Annotated in this window: 25 protein-coding genes; 23 read left to right on the top strand and 2 right to left on the bottom strand. The window is 69.2% G+C overall.

Translation table 11 applies throughout. The features are described 5' to 3' along the window. Positions 1-12: 12 nt before the first annotated feature. The 12 genes from G539_RS0107945 to G539_RS0107890 all read left to right on the top strand — a co-directional run bounded on the left by G539_RS0107945 (position 13) and on the right by G539_RS0107890 (position 9,544). Entirely contained in the window at positions 13-1,008 is a 996-nt protein-coding gene (locus G539_RS0107945; RefSeq protein WP_029074714.1) for an ABC transporter permease, read from the top strand. A gap of 1 nt (position 1,009) precedes the next feature. Then, complete coding sequence (locus G539_RS24120; RefSeq protein ID WP_051231194.1) at positions 1,010-1,732, top strand: FadR/GntR family transcriptional regulator; 723 nt, start codon at positions 1,010-1,012, stop codon at positions 1,730-1,732. 13 nt (positions 1,733-1,745) lie between these two features. Then, a complete protein-coding gene (locus tag G539_RS0107935; protein ID WP_029074713.1) occupies positions 1,746-2,789 on the top strand; it encodes a Gfo/Idh/MocA family protein in 1,044 nt (347 codons plus the stop codon). Between the two features lie 5 nt (positions 2,790-2,794). Further along, positions 2,795-3,607, top strand: a complete 813-nt coding sequence (locus G539_RS0107930) for a sugar phosphate isomerase/epimerase family protein (RefSeq protein ID WP_029074712.1) — start codon at positions 2,795-2,797, stop codon at positions 3,605-3,607. Continuing rightward, complete coding sequence (locus G539_RS24115) at positions 3,604-4,410, top strand: SDR family NAD(P)-dependent oxidoreductase (RefSeq protein WP_169516621.1); 807 nt, start codon at positions 3,604-3,606, stop codon at positions 4,408-4,410. Before G539_RS0107930 ends, G539_RS24115 begins: the two co-directional genes overlap by 4 nt. Next, a complete protein-coding gene (locus tag G539_RS0107920; RefSeq protein ID WP_029074711.1) occupies positions 4,407-5,186 on the top strand; it encodes an acetoacetate decarboxylase family protein in 780 nt (259 codons plus the stop codon). Before G539_RS24115 ends, G539_RS0107920 begins: the two co-directional genes overlap by 4 nt. A gap of 10 nt (positions 5,187-5,196) precedes the next feature. After that, the gene (locus G539_RS0107915; RefSeq protein ID WP_018182942.1) at positions 5,197-5,511 is read left to right on the top strand and encodes an L-rhamnose mutarotase; all 315 of its coding nucleotides are present in this window, start codon (positions 5,197-5,199) and stop codon (positions 5,509-5,511) included. An 11-nt stretch (positions 5,512-5,522) separates the two neighbouring features. Beyond that, complete coding sequence (locus tag G539_RS0107910; protein WP_029074710.1) at positions 5,523-6,278, top strand: SDR family NAD(P)-dependent oxidoreductase; 756 nt, start codon at positions 5,523-5,525, stop codon at positions 6,276-6,278. Positions 6,279-6,391: 113 nt separating this feature from the next. Continuing rightward, positions 6,392-6,664 (top strand): helix-turn-helix domain-containing protein, encoded by a 273-nt coding sequence (locus G539_RS26605; RefSeq protein ID WP_084639874.1) that lies wholly within the window; start codon positions 6,392-6,394, stop codon positions 6,662-6,664. 84 nt (positions 6,665-6,748) lie between these two features. Further along, positions 6,749-6,976 (top strand): hypothetical protein, encoded by a 228-nt coding sequence (locus G539_RS0107900; protein WP_029074709.1) that lies wholly within the window; start codon positions 6,749-6,751, stop codon positions 6,974-6,976. Between the two features lie 107 nt (positions 6,977-7,083). Further along, the gene (locus tag G539_RS24110) at positions 7,084-8,967 is read left to right on the top strand and encodes an FUSC family protein (RefSeq protein ID WP_210162795.1); all 1,884 of its coding nucleotides are present in this window, start codon (positions 7,084-7,086) and stop codon (positions 8,965-8,967) included. Between the two features lie 196 nt (positions 8,968-9,163). Further along, positions 9,164-9,544 carry a DUF983 domain-containing protein gene (locus G539_RS0107890; protein WP_029074708.1) on the top strand — a complete coding sequence of 127 codons (381 nt, stop codon included), beginning with the start codon at positions 9,164-9,166 and terminating at the stop codon, positions 9,542-9,544. A 131-nt stretch (positions 9,545-9,675) separates the two neighbouring features. Here G539_RS0107890 and G539_RS24105 read toward each other — a convergent pair whose 3' ends face one another. Together G539_RS24105 and G539_RS0107880 are read right to left on the bottom strand one after the other, a co-directional pair. Next, positions 9,676-13,140 (bottom strand): ATP-binding protein, encoded by a 3,465-nt coding sequence (locus G539_RS24105; RefSeq protein ID WP_035830547.1) that lies wholly within the window; start codon positions 13,138-13,140, stop codon positions 9,676-9,678. Continuing rightward, positions 13,137-14,399: a metallophosphoesterase family protein gene (locus G539_RS0107880; RefSeq protein WP_029074707.1), complete on the bottom strand. Its 1,263-nt coding sequence runs from the start codon at positions 14,397-14,399 to the stop codon at positions 13,137-13,139. The genes G539_RS24105 and G539_RS0107880 overlap by 4 nt, the downstream gene beginning before the upstream one ends. Positions 14,400-14,734: 335 nt before the next feature. On the opposite strand from G539_RS0107880, the gene uxuA reads away from it, so the two are divergent. From uxuA to G539_RS0107825, 11 genes are all read left to right on the top strand, one after another. Then, positions 14,735-15,940 (top strand): mannonate dehydratase, encoded by a 1,206-nt coding sequence (gene uxuA, locus G539_RS0107875; protein WP_029074706.1) that lies wholly within the window; start codon positions 14,735-14,737, stop codon positions 15,938-15,940. Continuing rightward, entirely contained in the window at positions 15,937-16,851 is a 915-nt protein-coding gene (locus tag G539_RS0107870) for a sugar kinase (protein ID WP_029074705.1), read from the top strand. The genes uxuA and G539_RS0107870 overlap by 4 nt, the downstream gene beginning before the upstream one ends. Continuing rightward, entirely contained in the window at positions 16,851-17,477 is a 627-nt protein-coding gene (eda, locus tag G539_RS0107865) for a bifunctional 4-hydroxy-2-oxoglutarate aldolase/2-dehydro-3-deoxy-phosphogluconate aldolase (protein ID WP_029074704.1), read from the top strand. The genes G539_RS0107870 and eda overlap by 1 nt, the downstream gene beginning before the upstream one ends. A gap of 102 nt (positions 17,478-17,579) precedes the next feature. Further along, positions 17,580-18,365, top strand: a complete 786-nt coding sequence (locus G539_RS0107860) for an SDR family NAD(P)-dependent oxidoreductase (RefSeq protein WP_029074703.1) — start codon at positions 17,580-17,582, stop codon at positions 18,363-18,365. Between the two features lie 3 nt (positions 18,366-18,368). Continuing rightward, on the top strand, positions 18,369-19,472 hold the full coding sequence (locus tag G539_RS0107855) for an ABC transporter ATP-binding protein (RefSeq protein ID WP_029074702.1): 1,104 nt from the start codon (positions 18,369-18,371) through the stop codon (positions 19,470-19,472). A 37-nt stretch (positions 19,473-19,509) separates the two neighbouring features. Next, positions 19,510-20,748 carry an ABC transporter substrate-binding protein gene (locus G539_RS0107850; protein ID WP_029074701.1) on the top strand — a complete coding sequence of 413 codons (1,239 nt, stop codon included), beginning with the start codon at positions 19,510-19,512 and terminating at the stop codon, positions 20,746-20,748. 369 nt (positions 20,749-21,117) lie between these two features. Further along, positions 21,118-22,062: a carbohydrate ABC transporter permease gene (locus G539_RS24100; RefSeq protein ID WP_051231192.1), complete on the top strand. Its 945-nt coding sequence runs from the start codon at positions 21,118-21,120 to the stop codon at positions 22,060-22,062. Between the two features lie 9 nt (positions 22,063-22,071). After that, positions 22,072-22,980: a carbohydrate ABC transporter permease gene (locus G539_RS0107840; RefSeq protein WP_051231191.1), complete on the top strand. Its 909-nt coding sequence runs from the start codon at positions 22,072-22,074 to the stop codon at positions 22,978-22,980. Between the two features lie 16 nt (positions 22,981-22,996). Beyond that, positions 22,997-23,785, top strand: a complete 789-nt coding sequence (locus G539_RS24095; protein ID WP_084639872.1) for a GntR family transcriptional regulator — start codon at positions 22,997-22,999, stop codon at positions 23,783-23,785. Positions 23,786-23,913: 128 nt separating this feature from the next. Then, entirely contained in the window at positions 23,914-24,486 is a 573-nt protein-coding gene (locus tag G539_RS0107830; RefSeq protein ID WP_029074699.1) for an NADPH-dependent FMN reductase, read from the top strand. Between the two features lie 114 nt (positions 24,487-24,600). After that, positions 24,601-25,416 carry an IclR family transcriptional regulator gene (locus G539_RS0107825; RefSeq protein ID WP_029074698.1) on the top strand — a complete coding sequence of 272 codons (816 nt, stop codon included), beginning with the start codon at positions 24,601-24,603 and terminating at the stop codon, positions 25,414-25,416. The last annotated feature ends 2 nt before the right edge of the window (positions 25,417-25,418 follow it).

Here is a 25,418-nt window from a genome sequence, read left to right as displayed (position 1 = left end):
GGACTTCATTCCATGGCCCATTCTGTCGAAACCCATGCCACCGGCGGCGCCAGGGAGCGGATGTCCGCCCTGCTCGGCCAGCCCTGGTCCGGCGTCGCCATGCTGGCGATCTTCTACCTGATCCTGATCGCGGTCTTCTCGGTGCTGTCGCCCTTCTTCCTGACGCTCCGGAACATGCTGCAGATCGGTGGCAACGTCGCCTATATCGGCCTGATGGCGGCGGCCGGCACGCCGCTGATCATCGCCGGCGGCCTCGATCTCTCGGTCGCGGCGATCGCAGGCCTGACCGGCGTCGTCATCTCGATGCTGTTCGGCATGGGCGTGCCGATCTGGCTCGCCGTGGCGCTTGCCATCGTCGTCGCGGCGGCGATCGGCGTCGTCAACGGCCTGTTCACGACGCGGCTGCGCCTCAACCCGCTGATCGTCACGCTCGGCATGATGAGCATCATCTCCGGCATCGCGCTGGTGCTGACCGGCGGCCTGACCCGGCCGCTGATGGTGCCGGGCTTCAACTGGGTCGGCTCCGGCCGCGTCGCCGGCATCCCGATCCCGTTCATCCTGATGATGGTGACCTTCGTCGTGCTCTGGGTCGTGATGACCCGGATGCGCTTCGGCCGCTACATCTACGCCGCCGGCGGCAATGCCGAGGCGTCGCGGCTGATCGGCATCCCGCTCGAGAAGACCGTCATCATCCTCTATGTCATCTCGGCCATTTCGGGCGCCGTCGCCGGCACCATCCTCGGCGCCATGCTGGGCGCCGCCGGCCCGACGGCGGCCGGATCCCAGCTCCTCACCGTCATCGCCGCGATCATCCTCGGCGGCACCAGCCTGAACGGCGGCCGCGGCAGCGTCTGGGGCACACTGCTCGCCGTGCTGATCCTCGGCACGCTCAACAACGGCCTGACGCTTCTCGACGTTTCCAGCTTCTGGCAGGACGTGACGCGCGGCGTCGTGCTGATGCTGGCGGTCAGCCTCGACCAGATCCGAACCCGCGCCCTGGGCGAATGACATGGCGGAAATGGGCCCGGCCGATTTCGAACCGATCGAGCGCAGCTCGGTAGCCGAGCAGGTTGCCAAGAAGCTGCTCGACCTGGTGCGAACGAAGAACCTGAAGCCGGGCGACCAGCTGCCGCCGGAGCGCGAGCTAGCGGCGGCGATGCAGGTCAGCCGGCCGAGCGTGCGCGAGGCGCTGCGGGGCCTGCAGATCCTCGGCGTGCTCAAGGTGCGCCAGGGCGGCGGCATCTTCGTGTCGTCGCTGGAGGCCTCCGACCTGCTCGGTCCGCTGCAGCTGCTGATCACGCTGAACGAGGACAACGTCAACGCGCTCTACGAATCGCGAAAACTGATCGACGGCGGCATCGGCCGGATGGCGGCGGAGCGGATCACGGCCGAGGAGCTGGCGCGGCTGAAGAACCTACTGGTGCTGCAGCGCGGCCTGCTCGACGATCCGATCGGCTTCCGCGTCTCCGACGTCGAGTTCCATCGCCGCATCGCGGAGGCGACCGAGAACCCGTTCCTCGTGCGGGTTTCGACCTCTCTCTACATCCTCGGCATGGAATACCGGCGCATCGCGGCCGAGACGCCGGGGGTGCTCGGCCAGTCCTTCCGGGACCACGAGCAGATTCTCGCCGCGCTGGAAGCGCGCGACCCGGACGCCGCCGAGGCGGCGATGGTCCGGCACATGACCAACGTGCACCAGTCGACAGTCGACGCCATGGATATCAAGACGTGATGGGGTGGAAGTGATGAAACGCGCGCGGATCGGCATCATCGGCGCGGGATGGTGGGCGGTCGAAAACCACATCCCGGCGCTCAAGGACAACCCGCACTGCGAGCTGGTCGCCGTCAACCGGCTGGGCAAGGCGGAGCTCGGGCAGATCCAGGACCGCTTCGGCATCGAGCACGGCTATGAGGACTATGCCGAGATGCTGCGCGAGGTGCCGCTCGACGGCGTCGTCATCGCCTCGCCGCATGTGCTGCATCACGAGCATGCGCTCGCCGCGCTCCGCGCCGGCTGCCACGTGCTGGTCGAAAAGCCGCTCGCCACCACCGCCGCCGATGCGCGCGAGATCGTCGCCGCGGCGGCCGGACGGGGTCGCGAGATCGTCGTGCCCTATGGCTGGAACTTCAAGCATTTCAGCGCCAGCGCCGCCGAACTGGTCGCCTCGGGCAAGATCGGCAAGGTCGAGCACGTCGTGCTGCAGATGGCCTCGGCGCTCGGCGACCTGATGGCCGGCGAGCCGATGAAGGAGACCGAGGGCGCGATGTTCCGCCCGCCGGCCTCGACCTGGGCCGATCCGAAACGGGCCGGCGGCTATGGCTGGGGCCAGCTGGTGCACGCGCTCGGCCTCTTGTTCAAGATCGCCGACATCGCGCCGGAGGAAGTCTTCGCCATGGTCGGCCGCTCGCCGTCCGGTGTCGACTATTACGACGCCGCCGTCGTCCGCTTCGCCAATGGCGCCACCGGTTCGCTCTCCGGCTCGTCGACCGTGCCGAAGCATCGCGGCTTCCAGATCGACCTGCGCATCTTCGGCTCGGAAGGCATGCTGCTGCTCGACATCGAGCGCGAGCGGCTGGAGGTCAGCCGTCGCGACGGCACCGACGAGATCATCCCGATCGCCGCCGGCGCCGGCGCCTATAGCTGCATCGAGCCGGTCAATTTGCTGGTCGACTTCTGCCGCGGCCTCCACCCGCACAACGCCTCGCCGGGCGTCGTCGGCATGCGCGCCGTAGAGGTTCTGGACGCGCTCTATCGCTCGGCCGAGAGCGGCCGCGTCGAGAAGGTCTGACGCGCATGAAGCTGTCGCTCACCACCTGGTCGCTGCGCAGCCTGACGCTGGACGAGGCGGCGGGGCTCTCCCGCATCCTCGGCATCGGCGCGCTCGACCTCGGCTATTTCTACAAGCCCGGCCTCGACAAGGAGGCGCTGATCGCCGACCCGGACGGCATGGCCGACCGCGTTCTGAAGCTCGGCGTCGCGCTGCCCAATCTCTACCACCTGTTCGGCGACTCGCTGTCGGACCGCAACCTCGCCGATCCCCGCAACCGCGAGCGCAACGAGGCGGATTTCCGTCAAGTGGTGCGCTTCGCGAAGCGCGCCGGCATTGGCAGCGTCTTCGTGCTGCCCGGCGTCGTCAATCCCGGCCAGGACCGCGCGTCGGCACTGACGGAATCGGCCGAAAGCCTGCGCCGGCTGGTGGCGATCGCGGCGCCGGAAGGCGTGCAGCTCACCATCGAGCCGCATGTCCATTCCTATCTCGAAAGCCCGACGCTGACGCTCGAGCTGCTCGACCGCGTGCCCGGGCTGAAGCTCGCGCTCGACTACGCGCATTTCGTCTGCCTCGGCTACCGGCAGGAGGAGATCGACGTGCTGGCGCCGCATGCCGGCCACGTGCATTTGCGCCAGGCGCGGATGGGCGTGCTGCAATGCAAGCTCTCGCTCGGCACGATCAATTTCGGCGCCATGCTCGGCACGCTCAAGGCCGCCGGCTACGACGGCTATCTGGCGATCGAATATGTGCATCAGGACTACATGGACGGACTGCATGACGACGTACTCACCGAGACCGTCGACATGCGCGACTGCGTGAGGGAGTGGCTGGCGTGACGGCAAAAGGCATTGCGCTCGTGACCGGCGGCGCCGGCGGTATTGGCGCGGAGATTGTCAGGCGACTGGCGGCGGACGGCTATCACGTCGTCGCGGCGGACTACAACGAGGCGTTGGCGGCCGAGGTCGCGGCCACCATCGGCGGCAGCGCCGTCGGCATCGACATCACCGACGCGAACTCCGTCGACCAGGCGTTCGAGACCGTGCTCGACCAGCATGGCCGCCTCGACATCCTCGTCAACGCCGCCGGCATCCATTTGCAGAAGCTGGTCGTCGACACGACACCGGAGGAATGGGACCGGATCCAGGGCGTCAATGCGCGCGGGCCGTTCCTGACCTGCCGCGCGGCGGCGCGGGCGATGATGCGGGCCGAGCGCGGCCGCATCGTCAACATCATCACCCGCCTCAATTTCGGCAATCCCTATTCCAGCGCCTACATTTCCTCGAAGAACGCGCTCTGGGGCCTGACCCAGTGCCTGGCGGTCGAGCTCGCCTCCTACGGCATCACGGTGAACGGCGTCGCGCCCGGCCATGTCGGCCCCGGCACCGGCATGGAGAAGCAGTTCCGCGAGAAGGCGGAGAAACTCGGCCTGTCCTGGGAGGCGTTCGAGGCGCAGGTGCTGAAGACGATTCCCGTCGGCCGCTGGTGCCGGCCGGCGGACGTCGCCGCCGCCGTCTCCTACGTCGCCTCGCCGGAAGCCTCCTTCGTCACCGGCGAACTGATCAACGTCACGGGCGGCTTCGTCGGCTACGGCATCGCGCCGCCCAAGGAAGCGCGCTTCGCGCAGGATGCGACCGAATGAGCAAGGACCTACGCAATGGCGGCCTCGACCGCCTGACCGTCGAGGACATCCTGAAGCCGGGCTTCTCGACGCCCTGGGACGCGCCGATGGTGCCGCCCTACCCGTTCACCTTCCGCAATGTCGACGTGCTGACGCTGGTCTGGCGGACGACCGAGGCCGCCGTCGCGCGGCTGCTGCCGCCGCCGCTGGAACCGACCAGCGACATCGTCATGGCGCATATCTACCGGATGAACGACACCGAGTGGCTCGGCCCCTATGGCGAGAGCAACGTCTCGCTCGGCTGCCGCCTGCCGGGTGTCGCGGAAGGGTCCTATTCGCCCTATCTCTTCCTTTCCTCCGACGCCGGCGTCGCGCATGGCCGCGAGCTGCACGGCCAGCCGAAGAAATCAGGCGAGCCGAAGCTGGAGCTGCGCGGCGACCTCGTCGTCGGCACGGTGGCGCGGAACGGCATCGACGTCCTGACCGGCACGCTCCCCTACAAGCAGCGCACCGACACGCTCGCCAGCCTCAACCGGCATTTCGACTTCGCCGAGAACATCAACCTGAAGGTCATCGACCACATCGACCAGCGCCCGGCCATCCGGCAGCTGACGGCGCGGCGGCTTTCCAACGTCGTCGTGCATGAATGCTGGGGCGGGCCCTGCACGGTCGAGCTGCGCCCCAACGCGCAGGCGCCGATCCACCGCCTGCCGGTCGTAGACATGCTGGACGGCCTGCACTGGAAGGCCGATTTCACGCTCGTGCCCGGCCGCATCGTTCACGATTATCTCGCCTGAGAGGAAGACAATGGGACATCACGCCTGGGTTCTCGAAGTCCGTCCCGGCTGCGAGGAGGAATACAAGAAGGCGCATGACGAGATCTGGCCGGAGATGCTGGAGACGCTGAAGGCGGCCGGCATCCGCAACTACTCGATCTTCCGCCTCGGCCTGAAGCTGATCGGCTATTTCGAGACCGACGACCTCCAGAAGACCATCGCCTATCTGAAGGACGATCCGGTCAACAAGCGCTGGGGCGAGGCGATGGCGCCGATCATGAAGCTCGAGGGCGACCCGCGCACCGGCTTCGCCTATATGCTGCCGCTGCAATGGCACATGGACTAGGGAATTAGCAGATGCTCGAGGGAGAGATCGCACTCGTCACGGGCGCCAAGGGCGGCATCGGCGCCGCGACGGCGATCGCGCTGGCGGAAGCCGGCGCCACCGTTGTTGTCACGGCGCGCCGGCTTGCCGACGCCGAGGCGACCGCCGCGCGCTGTGCCGAAGGCCGCGCGATCGCGGTGGCCTGCGACGTCTCCGACGCGGCGTCGATCGAGGCGGCGGTCGCCGAGGCGACGGCCCGGGTCGGCGCCCCGTCCCTCCTCGTCAACAATGCCGGCACGGTGCAGCCGATCGGCCTGCTGCACGAGACCGATCCGGCCGCCTGGGCGGCCAGCGTCAACGCCAACCTCGTCGGCGCCGTGGCCGTGATCCGCGCGGTGCTGCCGGCGATGCTGGCGAACGGACGCGGCACCATCGTCAACCTCTCCTCCGGCGCCGCGCACCGGCCGATGGAAGGCTGGAGCGCCTATTGCGCCGGCAAGGCCGGCCTCGCCATGGTCACCCGCTCGTTGGCGCTCGAATATGGCGCGCGCGGCATCCGCGCCTTCGGCTTCGCGCCGGGCGTGGTCGACACCGACATGCAGGGCGTGATCCGCGCCTCCGGCATCAACCCGGTCAGCCAGCTGCCACGGGAAAATCTCGGCTCCGTCGACGGGCCGGCCCAGGCGATCGTCTATCTCTGCTCGGCCGCCGCCGACGATCTCGCCGGCCAGGAACTCGACATCCGCGAGGCGGATTTCCGGGCGCGGGCGGGGCTGCCGCCGGTCTGACCGCCGCCGCCGAAATGTGAAGCCTCCGGACGCACGAAACACTGGAACAGTTGAGTGTTTTGTGCGTTCCTTACCCATGGCGACAGGGGAGTGTCGCCGGTTGGGAGGGAAAGATGGAGCTTCGTCATTTCCTGCAGCAGCCCAATGTGGGACCGCGCGATACCGCAGCGCTTCCACGCCATGTCCGGGACAAGATCGCTGCAGGCGAACATCCCTTGAAGGCGATCCGCGAATGGCGCTGCATCAGCCAGACGGATCTCGCCGACCGCACCGGGGTAGCGCTGACCCAGATCACCCGCTGTGAATCCGGATGGCTGATTTCCAAGGACGCCCTTCGGCTTCTGGCGCGCGGTCTGCGCGTGCAGGACGACCTTCTCATCGGCTAGGCCGGGCCATCGCGTCCGCGCGTGACGGTGCTAGCGCCGAACGAGGGCGCATGGCCGCGATTCCCCCGGCAATGGAGATCCGTGATGGACCCGAAAAAGCCCCTGCCGAACCCCGCTCCGCCGCATGACCCGGCGCAGGAACACGCCATCCCCGAGATCGACGACAGGGCCAACCAGACCTTTCTCGATTCACTGATCGACACCGACGGCCGGCCGATGCGCGACGCGATCGACATGCCGGAAGAGGATGAGGAAGCAGACGAGGACGGCCTGAAGGAAGAGGACAAGGATCCAGTCGACCGCAATCGATAGGGTCCGTACTCAAGGCGCGGGCTACGGCCCGGCGACAAACGCGGCGCCACGAATCCCCAAACGTGGCATGATGCCGTGTCTGCCGGATTGGCGGCCGAGACCCGTTCATGACCAGCACGCCCCGCATGATCCCCGACCCGAGCGAGCCGTCCCTCCCGATCCCCCCGCCCCCGCCGCGCAGCACGATCACGCTCGGCATGATGCTTCAGCTTCGCGAAGCGAAGGGACGCTGGCCCTTCGCCGCGCGCGCCGCGCTCTGCATGGGCCTGCCGGTCGTCATCGGCTGGGCGGTCGGCGACACCGCCGCCGGGCTGATGGCGACGATCGGCGCGTTCACCGCCGTCTATGGCAGCGGACGCCCCTATCTGAACCGCGCCTTCTTCCTGGCCCTCGTGGCGCTTTCCTTCGCGATCGCGGTCAGTCTCGGCGTCTTCGCCGCCGAGACCGCCTGGCTGGTGTTGCCCTTCATCACCGTGATGGCGGCGGTCGCGACCTTTCTCTGCAACGCGCTCCGGGTCGGGCCGCCGGGCGCCTATCTGTTCATCCTCGCCTGCGCCGCCGGCACGGCCATCCACGCGCCGCATCTCAGCATCGTCCACACGGGCCTGCTGGTGCTGGGCGGCGGCGCGCTGGCCTGGCTCGCCCACATGGCCGGCGCGCTCGCCTCGCCGCGCGGGCCCGAGCGCCGGGCCGTCGAGCGATCGGCCAATGCGGTGGCGACCTTCATCGAGACGGTCGGAACGCCGGCCCAGGACGCGGCGCGCCACAATGCGGCGCTCGCCATGCAGGACGCCTGGACGACGCTCGTCTCCTACCAGCCGTCGCGACCGCGGCCGGATGGCACGCTCAGCCGGCTGCGCGCGATCGGCCGCGAACTGAACCTGCTGTTCGCCGAGGCTCTGGACGCCCGCGCGCCCATACCGGCCTCGCTCGCCGAACGGGCACGCGCGCTCGGCGGCGAGGCCCGCTCGCCGGCCCCCGGCACCGAGCGCACCGATCCCGACCATGTGCCGCTCGGCCATCACGGCGTTCTTGCCTCCTATCGCGAGGCGCTGCGTCCCTGGTCGCCAGCCCTGGTCGTCACGGCGCGGGTCGGCGTCGCCGCGCTGATCGCCGGCACGATCGGCGCCCTCCTTGGTCTCGAGCGGGCCTATTGGTGCATCGCCGCCGCCGTCCTCGTGCTGCATCAGGGGCTCGACTGGGCCCGCACCCTGCAGCGCGGCCTCGAGCGCATGGCCGGCACGCTGGTCGGCCTGCTGCTCGCCGGCGCGATCCTGACCGTGCATCCCGAGGGGCTGTGGCTCGCCGCCACCATGATGGCGCTGCAGTTCACCATCGAGATGCTGGTGGTACGCAACTACGCGCTGGCGGTGGTCTTCATCACCGCCGCGGCGCTGACCATCGCCTCGGGCGGCCATCCGGTCACCGACGTGCCGCACATGCTCTGGGTGCGCGGCGTCGACACCGTGATCGGCTGCCTCGTCGGCTTGATCGTGTTCGGCCTGTCGCTGCCCCGCCAGACCTCCTCGCGCGTCCGGGCGGAGCTGTCGCGGACGCTTGCCGCCATCGAGGCGACGCTGGCGCCGATGGCGGCCGGCAAGGTCACCACGCCGATGGCCAAGCGGGCGCGCCGCGACCTGCAGCACTCAGCCATCGCCCTGCTGCAGGCCTATGACCGCAGCATCGGCTCGCCGTCGCTGAGCGGCCGCCAGGCCGAGCAGATGTGGCCGGCCGTCGTCACCACGCAGCGCCTCGCCTATCGGGTGCTGGCAACCTGCTGGGCGCTCGAGGATGGCGGCGCCCAGGCGGCGCCGGAAACGGCCCGCGCCCTGTTCGGCGAGGACGGAGAGGCCCGCCTCAAGAAGGCGCTGCTCGAACTGCGCTACGCCATCGCGAGCCGGACACGACCGCATGTCTCCGTGCCGGTGCCCGCCTTCCTGGCTACCGAGATCGATCAGGTGCGCGATTCGCTGGTCGCCGGCGGTCCGTAGAAGGCGGCGACGACGGCTACATTTCGTCGCCTCGCAATCCCGCAGGCAGCGGTCTATAATTTAGGCATCGGAGATCAAGAGGCAGGTGCGACCGGCAGAGTTGCCCGCCTTCGGCGCGTGGCGTCAGGGTCGTTCCGAAGCCAGCGAGCCGTTTTCCCGGCGGGGCATGCCTGCCCGAACCCTCCGAAGGATCGCCATGAGCGAAACCGAATCCCCCTATCGCCTCGCCTTCAAGCTGGGCGTTTCCGGTCGTTGCCCGCGCTGCCAGTCGGGCCATATCTTCAGCGGCTGGCTGAAGCTGGCGCCGCGCTGCGAGGTCTGCGGCCTCGACTTCTCCTTCGCCGATCCGGCCGACGGCCCGGCCTTCTTCGCGCAGCTCGTCGGCGCGATCCCGGCGGTCATCTTCGCACTCTGGATCCAGTTCAAGTACGAAGCGCCGCTCTGGGTCCACCTGATCACGACGCTGCCGATCCTGCTGATCCCGACGCTATTGCTGCTCAGACCGATCAAGGGCTGGCTGGTTTGCTCGCAATATCTGCACCGCGCCGAAGAAGGCAAGCTGCACAACAGCGAGTAGGCGGGGCCGACCAGATCCGGGTTACGCCGGCCCAAGGCCGGCGTCTCGTGTTTGGCAAACCGGATTGAAGCTGGCCTCGGCGCGCGTTGTCGTGTCCGGACGACGACAGGCTTTCGGGCGTCGCGCCCCCGTCACAGTTCGATGACCGCCGCCTCCTTGCCGAGGACGGCGACGGCGCTTTCGGCGACGTGCAGATGGTGGGTGAACACGATCACCTGCGTGAAGGCGCCAAGCTCGCCGAGCAAGCGGAAGCCGTTCTCCGTGCGCGTCTCGTCGAAGGTGATGAAGAGATCGTCGGCGATGAAGGGCAGCGGCGTCGCACGGCGCGCATGTTCCTCGATCGCCGCGACGCGCAGCGCCAGGAAGAGCTGGTCGCGCGTGCCCTCGGACATCGCGTCCGGACCGAGCAGCTGACCGTCGCGGATCGCCGCCAGCCTTGGGGGATCCTGGTCGTAGTCGATGCCGATGCCAGTCCAGCGCCCGCCGGTCAGCGTCGCATAGGCGCGCGAGGCGCGCTCGACGATCGGGCTCTGGTGCTCGGCGCGATAGCGCTCGATCGCCGCCGAGAGCAGCCTTGCGGCGACATGATCCCGGCTGAACCGCTCGACCGCCTCGGCGATTTCCGCGACCGCGTCCTGTTCGTCCTGCGCCGCCGATGCCGCGCCGTCGCGACGATCCAGCTCGGCGAGCGCCGCGCGCGCCTGCGTATCGGCCTCGATCGCCGCGTCCCGCGCCGCGCGGGCATCGCCATGCGCATCCGCAAGCTCCGCCGCCGCCAGCGCCAGCGCCGCGTCGTCGCGGCCGTCGATCGCGGCGCGGATCTCGTCCTCGTCGCGCCCGTCGCCCAGACTTGCCAGCCGCTCGCGCGCTTCGGCGAGACGCGCCGCGCAGATCGCCGCCTGGTCGAGACGATCGAGAAGCGGCATCAGCGCCGCCTCGTCGCCGCCACCGGCCGCGGCCAGGATTTCGGCCATGGCCGCCTCGGAAGACTGGAGCGCCTCCGCCGACGTGGCCAGGCCACGCTCGCGCGTGCCGACCGCCTCCCCGGCCGCATCGGCCCTGGAGCGCGCCTGCCGCGCCCGGTCGAGCCGGCCGCGCAACCATTTCGCCGCCGCGAAGGCGTCCCCTTCGTCGGAAACGCCGAGATCACCCAGAAGCGCCCCGACGCGGGCGGTGAACTGGTCGCGGTCGCGCTCGATGCCGGCGATGCGGCGTTCGGCCGTGCCGAGCTCGGCGGAGAGCCGCAGCGCCTCGCGCCAGAGATCGATGGCCGCGCGCGCCTCCTGCGCCAGCGCGTCGGCGCGGATGGCGAGGCGCGGGAAGATCTCGCCGGCCTCGGCGGCAAGCGTTGCCTGTTCGGCCGCCGCCGCCTGCTCCCGCGCCGAAAGATCGGCCAGCCCCTCTTCCAGCTGCATGAGGTCGCGCTCATGGTCGCGCGCCTTCCGGAAGCGCGTCTCGGCGACGGCGATCGCGTCGCGCAGATCCGCCATCCGCAGCGGCGCGTCGCCGAGCGCCGGCAGGTCCAGCTGGGCGCGCAGCCGATCGGTCTCGGCCCGTTCGAAGGCGATCGACTCGCGCTGCGCCTCGGCCTGCGCCGTCTCCTGCCGCAGGAGGTCGCGCGCCTCGCGGAGGCTCTCGACCTCGCGCAAAAGCGCCAGGGCCCGGTCATCGGCGGCCGGCGTCAAAGCCGACGGGGCCCAGAGACCCGTCCAGTCGCGCAGGATCCCACCATGCCGCGCCGTCGCCTCGGCCAGGCGCTTGCGCGCCGCCTCCCTGCGCACGCCGAGATCGGCGATGTCGCGCTCAGCCTGCGCCAGCTCGGCCAGACGCTGCGTCTCGACCTGGCGCTCATCGGCGAGCTGGTCGGCGGCGAACAGGGCCCGGTCCATGCGCACGGCAGTCTCGACATCGGCCTCGCCCCGCGCCCGCTCGCCGAACACCAGCGGCCGCAAAGCCGTCCAGGCGGCATCGCGGTCCCGGCGGGCGGCGGCGATCGCCGCGTCGGTCGGCGCCGGACGGCCGGACTGCAGCATCGCCAGCCGCGCCTCGGCCAGATCGCCCTGCTCCTCCAGCGCTGAAAGCGCCTCCTTCTGCCGGTCGAGCGCGTCGTCGACCAGCCGCAGATCCCGAAGCGCCGCCTCCGCCGCGCCGAGCGAGGGCAGCGGCAGGGCCGCCAGCGCGTCGGCATCGGCAAGGCCATGGCCGAGCCGGGCGACGCGCTCGCCGAGCTGCGCGCGCTGCGCCCCGAGCCGGTGATCGAGCTGGCGCAGCGCCCGCTCGCGCTCCTCGGCGCCGTCGAGCAGGGCCAGCCGGCGCTGCAGCGGCGTCGGGTCGGCGACATGGCCGAGTCCGACCCGCGCCGTCTCGGCCGCCTGACGCTCGGCCTGCTGTCGCGCGCGCTCGCGGCCGAGCGCCTCGGCCCGCACCGCCGCCGCCCGCATCCGGTCGACCAGATCCTCGGCCCGCGCCAAAAGCGGCATGTCCGGAAGGCCAGCCAGCAGGCGCGCTTCGTCGGCAAGGCCGAGCGCCTGCGCGATCCGCTCGAGCGCCGCGCGCGCCTCGCCGGCCTCGGCGCGCCGGTTCGGCAGGCTGAGCAGTTCCTTGGCGACGGCGGCGCGCTCGCCATCCGCGTTCTCGATCGCCTCGGCGAAGGGCAGGACCGCGTCGTCGAGCCCGATCTCGTCGAACTCGGACCGTGCCCGCGCCACCTCCTCGGCCGCGAAGCGGTGCTTGTCGCGCACCGAGCCGAGCGCCTGCGACAGCTCGCGCGCGCGGGCCGCGAAGCCGGCCGGCACCGACGGCAGGGTCCCGAGCGCCGCCAGCGCGGCGCCCTGCGCGTCGAGAACGCGCAATTCCTTCGCCGCCTGCACGAGCGCACGCGCCCGCGCCAGCGCGATCTCCGCCCCGCGCTCCTGCCGCTCCGCCGCGCCGCGCGCCTGGGCCGCCCGCTCCGCTTCCTCGCGCAGCTTGCGAACCTCGTCGACGCGCAGCTCCTGCTCACGAATGGCGCGCTGCGCCTGGGCGCGCTTGTCCATCGCGACATGGAACAGATGGCTCGCCGTCTTGCGGGCCGGATTGAAGATCTTCGCGGCGCTCTCCTGGAAGCGCTCACGCAAAGCCGCGACATGTCCGAGGCCGGGGGCGGCCGCCAGCAGCGTCTCGGCGAGATCACCGCCGCCGGCGAGCAGCTTTTCGCCGCCCTCGCGCAGGCGGCGCTGATTGAGCCCGAAGATGTCGAGGAAGGCCTGGCGGTCATGCGCGCCGAGGAAGGGGGCGAGCGCGTCGTCATGGAGCGGCTTGTCGCTCGCCGGATCGACCAGCGGCGCATTGAGGCGCTTCAACCGGGCGAAGGAAAGCGTCCGCCCGTCCGGCGCCTCGACCGTCGCGGCAAGCCGCATCGCCTTGTAATCATGCAGGAAATTGTAGCGCGAGCGGGTCTCGATGCCATAGAGCGCGTCGGCGACGGCGGCGAGCGCCGTGGTCTTGCCGGCCTCGTTGGCGCCGACGATGACGGTCACGCGCGACGCCGGATCAAACTCCAGCACCCGGTCGGTAAAGCGGCCATAGCGTTCGAGGCCGAGCGTGCGCAGCTTCATCGCGCGCCCTCCGGCTCGGTGCCGACCGAGCCGAGCCCGGCCAGGATCGCTTCCGTGGCGGTGTCGATCGCGGCGCCTGCGAGAGCCTCTCCGTCGATCGCCTCGCCGTCGATCAGCGCCAGTGCCTCGGTGGGCGCGCGCGTGCGCAGTTCGCCGAGCGTGCGGGCGATCTCGGCCCGCAACGCCGGATCGGCGGCGACCTCGGCGAGGATCGCATCGAAACCGAGAAGGGCCGAGATCCGCGCGCCCCCGGAAATCGCCTCCGTCTTGTCGCGCACCTTCTCGATCAGGATCTCGGAGCCGGCCTCCCAGGCCAGCGCCTGCATCTCCTCGCGCACCTGCTCGGCCTGCACCGACAGATAGTCGTGCAGCGGCGAGACGCCGGAAAGCGTCAGCCGCAGCGCCAGCGGCCGGCCCTCGGCGCCGTCATGCGCGTCGCCGATCGCAGCCCGCGCGGCGGCGTAGAGATCGGCCGGCTCGGAGAAGGCCGCAACGTCGATCTCGATCGCCTCGAAGCGGGCGGCATCCAGCGTCAGCGCTTCGATCTCGGCGATGCGGCCGTCCGTGACGGTGACCAGAGTCGCGCCCTTGGGGCCGGTCTCGCGCGCATGCCGCCCCTGCAGATTGCCGGGAAAGACGATGGCGGGATGCTCCGAGACGATCTCGCGCAGATGCACATGGCCGAGCGCCCAATAGTCGTAGCCGGCGCGGGCGAGATCCTCGACCGAGCACGGCGCATAGGCGTCGTGGCCGTCGCGGCCGGTCAGCGAGGTATGCAGCACGCCGATGTTGAAATAGCCGGGACGCGCGCGCGGATAGGTCAGCGCGACATTGTCCGGCACATGGCGGTTGGCGAAGCCGCGACCGTGCAGCGCCACCTTGAGGTCCTCGATCACCTCGGTCTGCACCGAGCGGACCGAGAAGCTGAAGACATTGCCGGGCAACGTCAGGCTGCGGCTGATCAGCGATTCCGCGTCGTGATTGCCGCGGATCAGGAAGACGCGGATATCCGCCCGCGCCAGCCGGCCCATCTGGCGGACGAAGAACTGCCCGGTGGCATAGTCCTTCCAGTCGCCGTCATAGATATCGCCGGCGATGACGACGAAGGCGACCTTCAGGTCGATCGCCGCCTGGACGAGATTTTCGAGCGCCCGCCGCGAGGCTTCCCGGAACACACCGGCCAGCTCGCCGCGCCGGGCCAGCCCGCGCAGCGGGCTGTCGAGATGGATGTCGGCGGCGTGAAGGAAGCGAAACGACATGGGTCCCCGTGGCTCGTCCCATCGGCGCTGTGGCCGTGGCGGCGTTGGCTCCGGCGGATCGCTCTGCGTCCGCGGCGGCATCGGCGCGACTCAGTCGGCCTTTTCGCCAGTTTAGCATCCGCGCGCAAGGCCGCCGCCATGCCATTTCGTCCGCCCGGACGGCGCGCCGATCACGAACGACGCCAGCGAATTTACACACCTCGCATCGCAATAAAGTTGACTACCATGGTAGTAGCCCCTTAGATGCAGGCGGCCCCGGAAGGTGGGCCGGGGCGCGCCGACGATCCGATGCCGGACGGGCGCGTGGTCGAAATTGCAGATGCGGGATGGATGGAATGGAACAGACCTGGCGTTGGTTCGGACCGAAGGATGCGGCCACGCTTGCGCATGCCCGTCAGGCGGGCGCGACCGGCATCGTCACCGCCCTGCACGACATCCCCTATGGCGAGGTCTGGCCGCTGGAGGCGATCCTCGAGCGCAAGGCGATGATCGAGAGCGACACCTCGCTCGGCCTGCGCTGGAGCGTCGTCGAGAGCGTGCCGATGCATGACGACATCAAGCTCGGCCGCGGCGACCTCGACCGGCTCTACGAGAATTTCCGCCAGACGCTGCGCAATCTCGGCCAGGCCGGCGTGCGCACCGTCTGCTACAATTTCATGACCCTGCTCGACTGGACGCGCACCGATCTCGCCGTGCCGCTGCCGGGCGGCGCGCGGGCGCTGAAGTGCAACATGCACGAGGTCGCCGCCTTCGACTGCCACGTACTGCAGCGGCCGGGCGCCGATCGCGACTACAGCCAGGACGTGCTGCAGCGGGCGAGCGAGTGGATGGACACGACGCCGGCCGAGGCGAAGACGCGCCTGCTCGCCAACATCATGGCCGGCCTCCCCGGCGCCTTCAAACGCTACGACGTCGAGGAGCTGCGCGAGGTTCTGGCCGAGCAGGCCGAGATGAACCACGCCAAGCTGCGCGCCAATCTGGTGCAGTTCCTGCAGAGCGTGCTGCCGGCGGCGGAGGAGGCCGGCGTCGTGATGTCGATCCATCCGGACGACCCGCCGCGCGACATCATGGGCCTGTCGCGCATCGTCAAGAACGCCGACGACATCGCCTTCATCCTGGAGAGCGTGCCGTCGCCGTCGAGCGGCCTGACGCTCTGCTCCGGCGCGCTCGGCGCCAATCCGGACAACGACGTGCCGGCGATCGCCAGACGCTTCGCCTCGAAGATCTTCTTCAGCCATCTGCGCAACGTCACCAAGGAGCCGGACGGCTCGTTCATGGAAGCCGACCATCTCGGCGGCGACGTCGACATGGTGGCGGTGGTGAGCGCGCTGATGGAGGAAGAGCAGCGCCGCCGCGCCGAAGGCCTGCCGAACGCCCTCATCCCGTTCCGGCCCGACCACGGCCACGACCTGATCGACGACGCGACGCGCCCGACGCATCCCGGCTATCCGGTGATCGGTCGCCTGCGCGGCCTCGCGGAGCTGCGTGGCGTCATGACCACGCTCGCGCATCAGCGCGGCTACAGGCTCGCCCTGCAATGAGCCGTGCACCCCGCATCCTGTGCGTCGGCGCGCTGACGCAGGATACGATCTTCCGGCTGGACCAGCTGCCGCGCGGCGCGGGCAAGTTCATCCCGGTCGAGGCGGTGCAGAACGCCGCCGGCATGGCGTCGAGCGCGGCAACCGCCGCGCATCGACAGGGCGCGGCGGTCTCGCTCTGGGCCAGCGTCGGCGACGACATTCTGGGCACGGAGCTGACCGCCGAACTCACCGCCGAGGGCATCGACTGCTCGGGCGTGCGCCGCGTCGCCGGCGCCCGCTCGGCGATCGCCACCATCCTCGTCGACGCGGCGGGCGAGCGCATGATCGTGCCGTTCTACGATCCGCGCGCCACGACGCCGCCGGAGGCCCTGCCCTTCGATCTCTCCGGCTTCGACGCGGTGCTGACCGACGTGCGCTGGCCGGGCGCGGCCGCGCTGGCGCTGCAGGGCGCGAAGAAGGCCGGCATCCCCGCCATCCTCGACATAGACGTCGCGGCGCGGCCGATCCTCGAGGATCTGCTGCCGCACGCCACCCACATCGTCGCCTCGGAACCGGCGGCGGCGATCCTCTGCGGCGAGGTCGCCGTCGAGGAAGCGGTATCGATGCTGCACGCCCGCACCGGCGTCTTCGTCGCGATCACCGCCGGCGGCGCCGGCACCTATTGGCGCGACGAAGCGACGGGCGCGATCCGCCACACGCCGGCGCCGAAGATCACCCCGGTCGACACGCTCGCCGCCGGCGACGTCTTCCACGGCAGCTTCGCCGTCGGCCTCGCCGAGGGCTGGGACATGGAGCGGACGATCCGCTTCGCCAGCGCCGCCGCCGCGCTCAAATGCCTGAAATTCGGTGGCCGCCTCGGCGCGCCCACCCGCGCCGAGACGCTCGCCATGCTCGAAGGACAACCGGCCTGATGACGAACCCGCTCGAACCCAGACTGCGCCGGGCCGCGATCGTGCCGATCGTGCAGCCGCGCTCCGTCGATTTCGTGCTCTCCCTCGCCGAACAGCTCGCCGAGGGCGGCGCCGAGGCGATCGAGATCGTCATGCGCAGCGACGCGGCGCTGTCGGCGCTCGAGGCCTGCCGCCAGCGCTTCCCTGAATTGCTGGTCGGCGCCGGCACGATCCTGACGACGGCCCACTACGACGCCGCCGTCAATGCCGGCGCGCAGTTCGGCATCAGCCCCGGCTTCGCGCCCGACGTCTGCGCCCATGCGAAGAAGGGGCCGATCCAGCTGGTGCCCGGCGTCCAGACGGCGAGCGAGGTGATGGCGGCGCAGGCCGCCGGCTTCCACCTCCAGAAATTCTACCCGGCCGAGCCGGCCGGCGGCACGGTGGTGCTGGCCGATTTCGCCAGCATCTTCACGTCGGTCAGCTTCATGCCGAGCGGCAAGATCCAGCAGGCCCACCTCGCCGCCTACGGCAAGCTCCGGAACATCACCTCGGTCGGCGGATCGTGGATGTACGCGGAAGGATCGGGCGAGAGCGTGAGGGACCGCATGGCGGCGTCGCTGGCCGCGATCCGCGCGGCACGCGGCTGAGGCAAGGAAGCGGTCGGCGACGCGCCGGCCGTTCGGACGGCAAATCAGGCCCGCTTGGCTGCCATGGTAGTCGAACGGGCGAAATTCGAGGGAGGAAGCCGCATGGCGGCAGCACAGGCACAACGCGCGCTGGTCACCGGCGCCGCCATGGGCATCGGCCGGGCAGTCGCCGAGCGGCTCGCCCGCGACAAGGCGTCGATGGTCCTGCTCGACCTCGCCGCCGGGCCGCTCGAAACCCTGGCCGGCGAGCTGCGCGCCGCCGGTTGCGACGTCCACACGGTGATCGGCTCCGTCGCCGACAGCGCGGTCTGCGAAAAGGCCGCCGCGCTGGCGCGTGAGAAGCTCGGTGGACTCGACCTCCTCTCCCACAATGCCGGCATCCAGCGCTACGGCACCGTCGAGACGACGGACGAAGCGCTCTGGGACGAGGTGATGAGCGTCAATTTGAAGGCGGCCTACCTGATCTCGCGCGCCGCCATGCCGATGCTGCGCGAGAGCCACGGCGCCATCGTGCTGATGTCGTCGGCGCAGGGGCTCGCCAGCCAGGAGGGCGTGCTCGCCTATTCGGTCGCCAAGCACGGGCTGATCGGCATGACGAAATCGATGGCGGTCGACTATGCGCCGCTCGGCGTGCGGGTCAACGCGGTGGCGCCCGGCGCCGTCAACACGCCGATGCTGCGCGACGCCGTGGCGCTCAATGAGAACCCGGCCGCGCTCTGGCGCGTGCTCGACGGCATGCACCCGCTCGGCCGCACCGCGCAGCCGGAAGAGATCGCCGAGGTGGTCGCCTTCCTCGGCTCCAACGCCGCCTCCTTCGTGACCGGCGAGGTCGTCCGCGTCGACGGCGGCCTGCTGTCGCGGATCGGCGGCTCGCCGCGCAAGGACTAGCCCATGTCCAACGTCACCCTTCGCGAACTCGTCAAGGTCTATGGCCGCCAGGTCGCCGTCAAAGGCATCGACCTGGAGATCGAGGCCGGCAGCTTCGTCGCCTTCGTCGGCCCGTCCGGCTGCGGCAAGTCGACGACGCTCCGCATGATCGCCGGCCTCGAGAGCGTGTCGCATGGCGACATCAGCATCGGCGGCCGCCGCGTCAACGACGTGCCCTCGCGCGATCGCGGCATCGCCATGGTGTTCCAGTCCTACGCGCTCTACCCGCACATGACGGTCTACGAGAACATGGCCTTCGCGCTGAAGGTGGCGAAGGCCTCGCGCGAGGAGATCGACCGCCGCGTCCGCCACGCCGCCGAGATCCTGCGCCTGACCGACTATCTCGACCGCCGCACCACGGCACTCTCCGGCGGTCAGCGCCAGCGCGTCGCCATGGGCCGCGCCATCATCCGCGAGCCGCAGGTCTTCCTGTTCGACGAGCCGCTGTCCAATCTCGACGCGCAGTTGCGCAGCGCCATGCGGGTCGAGATCAAGCGCCTGCACCAGCGCCTCGGCACCACCGCGATCTACGTCACCCATGACCAGATCGAGGCCATGACCATGGCCGACAAGATCGTCATCATGCGCGACGGGCTGATCGAGCAGGCCGGCGCGCCGCTCGACGTGTTCGAGCGCCCGGCAACCCGCTTCGTCGGCCAGTTCATCGGCTCGCCGGCGATGACCATCCTCGACGGCACGATCGCCCGCACCGGCGACGGCCGCCCCGGCGTCCGCCTCGCCGGCGCCGAGACCGTCCCGATCGACGCCGACGCCTTCGAGCCGCTCGCCGAGGGCACGCCGGTCTCGCTCGGGATCCGGTCCGAGGACATCGTGCCGGAGGGCCACGGCATGCCGCCCGAGCGCGCCCACCGCTTCACCGCGCAGGTCAACCTGACGGAATCGCTCGGCAACGAGACGCTGATCTTCGCCGAATTCGGCGGCGCGGACCTGACCAGCCGCATGCAGCGCCCCCGCCCCGTCGAGGAAGGCGAGACGCTGACCTTCCTGATGAACACCGAACGATTGCACCTCTTCGACGCGGCCAGCGGCCGCTCGTTGCGCAGATAACGAGAAACCGACGCATCCAACTCTGGAGGAGAGAGCCATGCAGAGGAAACTGACCAAGCTCCTGGCCGCTGTGGCCCTGGGCATGACGTTCACGGCGACGGCGGCATCCGCCGATCCCGTCACCGTCTTCCACGACAAGCCGTTCTACCAGTCGGGCTGGGACGGCCTGACCGCGACGGCGAAGAAGGACGGCATCGACCTGAACTTCAGCGCCTACGCCACCGACCAGTTCCAGGCCTATATCCAGTCGAGCCTGATGTCGGGCGAGGCGCCGCAGGCCTTCACCTGGTGGAACGGCACCAAGCTGAAGGAGATCGTCGACAGCGGCCAGCTCGCGCCGCTCGACGACCTCTGGGCCAAGAAGATCGCCTCCGGCGAATATGACGCCTCGAGCGCCGCGCCCTTCACGATCGACGGCCACATCTACGGCATGCCGACCGGGTTGAACCGCTGGGTCGTGCTCTACAACAAGGCTCTGTTCGAGAAGGCCGGCATCGCCAACCCGCCGGCGACCTGGGAAGAGCTGATCGCCGCCGCCGACAAGCTGAAGGCCGCCGGCATCACGCCGTTCAACGCCAGCATCCAGGACGGCTGGCGCGGCTTCGTGTGGTTCCAGGAACTCCTGATCCGCACCAATCCGGAAGCCTATGCCCTCCTCAACCAGGGCAAGCTCAAATACACCGACGAGCCCGTCAAGAACGTCTTCAAGATCTGGAACGAGTTCTACGAGAAGGGCTACTTCACCGATCCGGCGAGCCAGGAAGAGCCGCTCGACTTCGCCCGCGGCAAGGGCGCGATGTACCTGTTCGGTGACTGGGTCATCGGCCTGGTCGAGAAGGGCGGCATGAAGGCCGGCACCGATTTCGGCGCCTTCATCATGCCGAACGTCGACCCGTCGCTGCCGAACAACGTCATCGTCGAGGGCGCGCCGATCGTCATCACCAAGGCCGGCCTCGAGAACCCCGACGTCGCCAAGTTCGCCGACTGGTACATGAGCGAGAACGCCATGAACAGCTGGGCGACCGATCCCGGCCTCTATGCCGGCAACCTGAAGGCCAAGACGCCGAACACGATCATCACGGACATCGCGAAGATCGCCAATGACGGCAAGTACAACTCGATCACCCGCTACTGGGAGGCCTCGCCGTCCGAGATCGTCCTGCCGGCGGTCGAGGAGTTCAACCGCTTCATGACCAATCCCTCGCCGGAAGCGGCCGACAAGGCGATGGCCAACATCGAGGCGATCGCCTCGCAGTACTGGGCCAGCAAGCAGTAACGCCGGATCCCCGGCAGGACGCGACCGCGCCCTGCCGGGTCTTCGTGGAACCGCTCTTACACCTCTCCCTGAGGGAAACCTTCGCGCAGCACTGCCTTCGTCATACTGATCGGGTCTTGCCACCCTCCGCCGTCATCCCGGCGAAGGCCGGGATCCAGACACGCCGGCTTTTGGCCGATAGGCTGGGCCAGGCTTTCTTGGCCGGTGTTCATGGGCCCCGGCCTTCGCCGGGGCGACGGAGCCTTGCCCATAGGACGTGGCCAGTATGGCGAACTGGGTGTTCTGCAAAGGTCCCCCTCTGGGAGAGGTAAAGAAACGGCGTGAAATTCCGGGCTTGCGGATCTGCAATTCCGGCGCGGGAGACGAGACATGACGCAGCAACAAGCCTTCACCCTGCCGCCGGGCGCGCCCTCGATCGACGAGATGATCGCGGCGGAGCGACGCCGCGCGCGCAAGCGGCTCTGGACCGCGCTCGCCTTCATGGCGCCGGCCATCCTGTTCGTAACCGTCTTCCTGCTGCTGCCGGTCGTCTTCAACGTCTACGCGTCGCTGACGCAATGGGCGAAATTCTCCGGCTTCGACCAGTTCGCCGGCCTCGCCAACTACCAGCGCCTCGCCTCCAACCCGAAATTCTTCGACGCGACGATCAACACCATGATCTGGGTCGCGGTCTCCTTCGTCCTGCCGGCGACGATCGGCCTGTCGCTCGCCATGCTGGTGCGCGGCGTTCCGGGCGAAGAGACGTTCAAGTCGATCTTCTTCCTGCCGCGCATGTTCTCGGCCACCGCCGTCGGCGTCGTCTGGTACTATGTCTACGCGACCGAGGGCATCGTGAATGCCGGCCTGCGCGCCGTCGGCCTCGGCGACCTCGCCAGCCGCTGGCTCTACGAGAGCCACCTCGCCACCCCGGCGATGATCGTCACTCATATCTGGCAGCAGGTCGGCCTGATGATGGTGCTGCTCCTGATCGGCCTGAACGCGCTGCCGAGCGAGCCGATGGAAGCGGCCAAGGTCGACGGCGCCTCGCGCGGCCAGGTCTTCCGCCACATCGTGCTGCCGCTGCTGATGCCGACGCTGATCATGGTCACCACCGTCTCGGTGCTAGCCGGCTTCACCTCCTTCGACCTCGTCTGGGTGATGGGCCGCGACTTCCCCAACCGCTCGACGCTGACGCTCTCGGTCAACCAGTACTGGGAATCGTTCCGCGCCGGTTCCTGGGCCTATGGCGCGGCGATCGCCGTCGTGCTCGGCATCATCGCGATGAGCATCTCCTGGTCGCTCGGCGCGCTCCAGCATCGCCTCGACAAGCGCTGAGGATCCGTCATGTCCGTCACGACCACCGCCGCAGAGCCCCGCTTCGACCTGTCGACGCTCGATTTCGACGCCATCGCGCGCCGCGCCAACCCGGCCCGCACGCAACGCGTCGTGCTGTTCGCGATCACCGCCATCCTGGCGCTCGCCTGGGTGACGCCGTTCTATTACCTGGCGATCTCGATCTTCAAATCGAACGCGGAATACGGACTCGGCAATCCGCTGGCGCTGCCGACCTCGTTGACGCCGGTGTTCGAAAACGTCGCCGAGGCCTGGTCGAAGGCCAAGATGGGCTCCGGCATGCTGAACTCGCTGCTCTATGGCGTGGTCGGCGGCGGCGCGGCGATCTTCATCGCGGCGCTGGCCTCCTACGGGCTCACCCGCATCGATTTCCGCGGCAAGGGCTTCTGGTTCATGCTGATCTTCTCGGGCACCATCTTCCCGCTGCAGATGTACCTGATCCCGCTCTTCATGGGCTACAACAAGCTCGGCATGACGAATTCGCGCATCGGCATGATGCTGTTCTACACCGCCGTCTGCATCCCCTTCCCGGTGCTGGTGCTGCGCAACTACATGGCCGGCCTGCCGCGCGAGATGGACGAGGCGGCCCGCATCGACGGCTGCTCGGAGTTCCGCATCTTCCGCTCGATCATCCTGCCGAACTGCTGGGCGCCGATGGCGACCCTGTTCCTGATCCAGTTCACCTGGATCTGGAACGACCTGATCTTTTCCATGGTGCTGACCAGCCGCGAGGAAGCGCGCTCGCTCATGAACGGGCTGATGGTGCTACAAGGCAGCTACGCCAACACCACGCCGAACGTCGTGATGACGGCGACCCTGCTCGCCAGCCTGCCCAGCGTCGCGCTGTTCCTGCTGCTGCGCAGGCATTTCATGAACGGCCTGAAACTGCAGAGCCTCTAGGAGTGGAATAGCCAGAATGGCGCGAGATCGCGTGGCCCGCAGCAATTCCGTCCTCTACCCCGAAGCCGCCTCGGCCGGCTCGGTGGCGCAGCGGACCTTCGACATCCTGCTCGACGAGATCATGGCGTTCCGCCTGAAGCCCTTCGAGCTGATCTCGGAAAAGGGGATGTCGGAGGCGCTCGGCGTCAGCCGCACGCCGGTGCGCGAGGCGCTGGCCCGCCTCGCCAGCCTCGGGCTGATCGACATCTACGCCCAGCGCGGCAGCGTCGTCGCGCCGCTCCGGCTCGCCAATCTGCGCAAGTCGCAGTTCCTGCGTGAGGCGCTGGAGATCGGCCTCGTCGCCCGCGCCATCGAGAACCCGCAGCGCGACGAGCTGGTGCAGAAGCTGAAGGACGAGCTGGCGATCCAGGACACGCTGATGGCGATCTCCGACGACCGGCGCTTCTTCCAGTCGGACGAATTGTTCCACCAGCACATCGCCGCCTATGGCGGCTTCCCCGGCATCTGGGCCGATATCAGCGCCGCCAAGCTGCATATGGACCGCTTCCGCTATCTGACCTTCCCGAGCATGGACAGCATCGCCGTCGTCATCGACCAGCACCGGACCATCGCGGCGGCGATCGAGCGGGGCGACACCCACGCGGCCGAAGAGGCGATGCGGGGCCATCTGCGCCGCATCTTCTCGGTGATCGGCCTGGTGCAGGAGAGCTACCCCGAATATTTCTCGGCCTCGACGCAGCCGGAACCGTCGCGGATCCAGCGCTTCGAGGGCGAGATCCAGCTGGGCGATCCGGTTTCGTCCTGATCGGTTCGCGCCGGGGCCGCGCAATCCCCGTCCCCGTCCGACTTGAAACGCCTCGCCGGCGCGCTCTTTAGAAGCGTGGGGCGCTGGCCACGGCGCCGCAGCCGCGTCGCTTTCAATCGGGATGGATCATGAAAACCTACCAGGTCGGCTATTTCATCGGGAGTCTCGCCAAGACCTCGATCAACCGCAAGCTCTCCAGGGCGCTCATCAAGCTGGCCCCGGCGAACCTGAAATTCACCGAGATCCCGTTCAAGGACCTGCCGCTCTACAGCTACGACTACGACGCCGACTTCCCGCCGGTCGCCAAGGCGTTCAAGGCGGCGATCGCGGCGAACGACGCGCTGCTGTTCGTGACGCCGGAATACAACCGCTCGATCCCCGGCGGCCTGAAGAACGCCATCGACTGGGCGAGCCGGCCCTATGGCACCAACTCCTTCGCCCGCAAGCCGTCCGCCGTGATCGGCACCTCGCCCGGCGCGATCGGCACGGCGGTGGCGCAGCAGAGCCTGCGCAGCGTGCTCTCGTTCTGCAACGCCCCGCAGATGAACGCGCCCGAGGCCTATATCCAGTTCAAGCCCGGCCTGATCAGCGACGAAGGCGAGGTCCGCGACGAGTCGACCGAGCAGTTCCTGCGCGACTACATGGAGGCCTTCCACATCTTCATCGCCCGCGTGATGCAGGTCCTGCCGCGCGACGCGTAGATGCGAAGGCACCCCGGCGGACCAGCCGGATACCCGGCGGCCATTGACGCCGCTCGGGCACCCTCCTATTCCACATATATGCAATAGCGCTGAACGCCAGCGAAGGGTGCGCCCATGAAGCCCGGACCGCAACGCCGCGCCGCCGCCGCCATCGGCGACGCCAAGGCCCCGCGCCGCGCGCGCGTCAGCGGCATGGACCGCGCCCTGCAGATCCTCGACCATCTCCACGTCACCGGCGCGCCGGCCGGCGCCTATGCGATCGCCAAGGCGATCGGCGCGCCGCTCTCGACCGTCTATGTGGTGATCGACGAACTGGTCGAGCGGGACATGCTGACGCGGCGCGCCGACGGCCTCGTCTGGCTCGGCCCCCGGCTCTACCATTACGGCCTCGCCTATCAGCGCTCGCTCGATTTCCTCGCCGAGGCGAGCCACGTCATGCACGAGCTCGGCCGCGAGATCGGCGAGGCGGTGCAGATCTGCGGCCTCGACGGCGACCACATGGTCGTCCTCGCAATGGCCGACGGCCCCGGCCATTTCCGCGTCATGTCGGAAGTGGGCACGCGCGTGCCGCTGAACTGGACGGCGTCGGGCCGGCTGCTGATCGGCCACCTGCCCGAAGCGGAGCGGATCGCGCTCTTCCGCGGCAGCGCCCGCGTCTCGCCGACCGAGCGCGCCGAGACGGACGCGGTGGCGCTGTCGCGGCTCGCGGCCCGCGCCTTCGCGGAGCGGCTCTCGATCCAGATCAGCGAGACGGACTTCCTCGTCTCCTGCGTCGCCTCGCCGATCTGCGACGCGTCGGGAAAATGCGTGGCGACGATCTCGATCGTCCTGCCCGAGCACAAGGCCGTCGCCAATCCGGAGCTCTATGCCGACGCGGTTCGCAACGCCTCGGCGACGATCGAGCGCCGGCTCGGCTGGCGCGAGCGCTAGGC

The sequence above is a fragment of the Kaistia adipata DSM 17808 genome, assembly GCF_000423225.1.
GTDB classification, from domain to species: domain Bacteria; phylum Pseudomonadota; class Alphaproteobacteria; order Rhizobiales; family Kaistiaceae; genus Kaistia; species Kaistia adipata.
The sequence above is the reverse complement of the archived record's forward strand: the minus strand, read 5'-3'. Positions and strand labels throughout refer to the sequence as shown.